This window comes from uncultured Campylobacter sp. (assembly GCF_938031315.1).
GTDB lineage: Bacteria > Campylobacterota > Campylobacteria > Campylobacterales > Campylobacteraceae > Campylobacter_B.
This window is the reverse complement of record NZ_CALHHT010000506.1, coordinates 1-3,026: the sequence shown is the minus strand read 5'-3', so window position 1 is coordinate 3,026 and position 3,026 is coordinate 1. Positions and strand designations below refer to the sequence as shown.

The 3,026-nt window shown below is 47.8% G+C and carries 3 protein-coding genes; all 3 read left to right on the top strand.

Annotated features, from left to right (window positions below):
• A partial coding sequence (locus Q0236_RS12585; protein ID WP_297918690.1) for a hydrogenase maturation protease occupies positions 1-763 on the top strand: 763 nt, incomplete at its 5' end.
• The gene (locus Q0236_RS12580; protein WP_297918686.1) at positions 747-2,384 is read left to right on the top strand and encodes a hypothetical protein; all 1,638 of its coding nucleotides are present in this window, start codon (positions 747-749) and stop codon (positions 2,382-2,384) included. The genes Q0236_RS12585 and Q0236_RS12580, both read left to right, overlap by 17 nt.
• A 286-nt stretch (positions 2,385-2,670) precedes the next feature.
• Positions 2,671-3,026: acylphosphatase (locus Q0236_RS12575; protein WP_297918683.1), on the top strand; the 356-nt coding region annotated here is incomplete at its 3' end.

Genomic DNA, 3,026 nt, shown 5'->3' with positions numbered 1-3,026 from the left:
AAATTCTATGGCGGGCGAAAATTTTGCGGCGCAGAATTTTATGCAAAATTCCGCCCAAGTATCTGCGATACAAAATTCTAGCTTGCAAAATTCCATAGAATGCGACTTCTCGCAAAATTCTGCGGATACAAATTCTAACTCTGAGCAAAATTTCGCAGCAGTAAATTTAGACCGAAATTCTACTTCAGAACATTCCGCAAAGCAGAATTCCGCTTCAAATTTTACTTCGCAGAATTCCGTTATAAATTCCGCAGCGCAAAGCTCTATCAATGCGGACTTTGTCGCCGCAAATTCAGCCGCGCCGAGCAGCAGCGCGGATCAGATCCGATTTATCGACGGCGGAACTCTGGCTAGCTTTTTGATGCCTACGATGGCGGAATTTGATGAAATTTTGCTCGTAGATTGCATAGACGCGGACGGCGCAAAGGGCGGCGAGGTGTATTTTTTCGACTACGACGCGATGCCTAAGCAGATCAGCTGGAGCGGCTCGGCGCACGAGGTCGAAATGCTTCAAACCCTGCAGATGATGGATCTTTGCGGCGATCTGCCTCACGTTAAAATTCTAGCGGTCGTGCCGCGGCGCATCGAGGAAGCGAGCTTTAAGCTAAGCTCCGTGATTTTAGAGTCCTCAAAAACCATGGAAAAAACGGCGCTTAAGTACCTATCGGATCTTGGTTTCGCGCATGAAAAAATCGCCGATCTTAGCGTCCAAGACATCGCGGATCGATTTGCAAAAAGGGGGCGAGATGATAGTAGCATATGAGTTTAACTACCTTAATGAAAACGCGCTGATAGCGCACTTCTTGCTGTTTTATGCTCGCAAAAGCGCACTTGAGTTTTGCCTAAAAAAAGAGGCGAGCTTAATAAGCCTTTTCGTGCGCGGCGGCGAGGATGAAATTTTAAAATTTAGCGACGAGGCGATGCCGCTGATTCCAAACTCCATATTTTTGGCTAAATCCTCCGTGCGCGTGATGGACGAGGGCGGCGCCGAAGCGAAAGCGCTGAAATTTAACGGCATGTTTAAAGATGCCTCCTCGGGCGATTTAAGCAAATTTTTAGAGGATGAAATTTCAAACGCCCATAGCACGGCTAAATTTAATAATTTCACTCCGCGAGTGATGAAGGAATACCTCGCTCACGCCGAGCCGTCTCAAAACGAATTCGGAGTAATAAGCGGCACCGACGTGCTTCATGAGGGAAAATTTAAAGCGGTATGCAGGGATAATTTCGCCGGCTTACTGGAGCTTTGCCGCATAAACTTATTTCATGCTCAGCAGGTGCAGATTAAGCGCGGCGGCGCAACTTTCACGCTCAAGGCGGATGTGGATTTTAGCGCCGATTTTTTGATAGCCGCGGGAGTGGGCGCGCTGGATGGGATTTTTGTGAGCGACGAAAAGAGTAAAATCGTGCTCGCAGCCTTCGAAAAGCCGCTCATAAGCCTAAAAACCAATGCGATCTTTAGAAAAAATCACGAGGACGCGCCTAAATTTTTTGACGTAAAGCTTGCGGGCGACATATTTGTGTTTGCGCTGGTGCGCGCTTTGGCAAGCGACGGGATCTATTTTTTAAGCGCAAAATGCGAAAGCGCGGCGCAAAAAGATAAAATTTTTAAAGTCGCGCCGCTGCAAAACGGCTTTTTGATCGTGCAAAACGAGGACTTTTTAAGCGACGCTGCAAGCGCTTATTTGAAAAACTCAAAGGATAAAAACTCCGCTCTTTTTGCGCTTACGTGTCGCGAAAAGGGGCTTTTAAATGACCAAAAAAAACGGGTTTTGCGCTGCTTTTTGGGCGTGGATGCGGACGATGAGATAGCAATTTATGGCGAAAGCTCCAAAAAAATTTTACTTAAATTTGATCTGCCGCGCAGTTTTGACGAGCTTAGGGCTCAAATTTGCGCGGACGAAACAGGCACGAAACTGCTTGAAAATTTTAGCGCCAAATTTAACGTAGACGCCGCGAAAATCGATGAAATTTTAAAAAGCGCAAACGCGGGATTTCACAGCATCTTTAGCGTCGCCGCACAGCTTATCTGGGGGCGCGATGCGGCGTTTTTGATGGCGAGCGCGGAGGATTTTGCGGGCGGCAAAGGGGTGCGGCTTGATTTTTGCACGGACGGACGCGGCTGCCTGCAAGCGGATAAAATTTTGCGCTCGGCGATGAGCTATGCGCTCGCAGGCGCCAATGAAAAGCTGTTTGCGTTCGGATTTTTCGATAGTTTGGGCTATTTTTTAAGCGATCTGGCGGATGAGCGCAAAGAGGATTTTGACGTTTTGATCTTCGGCGGCGCGATGTTTAGCGGGCGCAAATTTGCGGATTTGATGCTTAAGCTTTGCAAAAATTTTGACGCGAGCTTTAGCGACAGCTTCGCGCTTCAAACTCGATAGATTGGGCATATATGCGAATTTTGGGCAAAACTCCTAAGTCTTATCCGCAAAATAGCGAGTTGCGTGGACATTGCAGTGCCGATAGCCGCGTCATACGGGCTAAGCTTAGCGCAGATGAGATCACGCGAAATTTCAAAAAAGCGGCAAGGGGCACGGGCGTAAAGGATCAAATTTTATTAAATTTAGAGCATATTTTGAGGCGCCCGGTACGTTTTGTCCACTTGCCGCGAACGCATTTTACCCGCAAAATAGCCTCCTGCGGTGCGCGATTTATGAAAGCACATGCATGAAAGCGGCCAAATTTGAGGTTTTCGGAGCAGTGCAGGGGGTCGGGTTTCGCCCGTTCGTCTACAAGCTCGCCGTGGATTTGGGGCTGAAAGGCGAGGTTTATAACGACGGCGAGGGCGTTAAAATCATCGTTTGCGTAGACCTTTTCGGAGCGCAACAGAACTCAGTCGATAAAAATTTCGCACCTTTAAATTTAGATGAGCCAAATTCTAACGAAATTCAAGCACAGAAAGTATCGTTATCGGCTGCCCGGTCTTTAAATTCTACCGAGGCGGATTCTAGCGAGACCGCAAGCTCGTCACTAAATTTTACGGGCTCAAATTTAAGCCAGGACTCCATTTCGCCGCAAAGCGC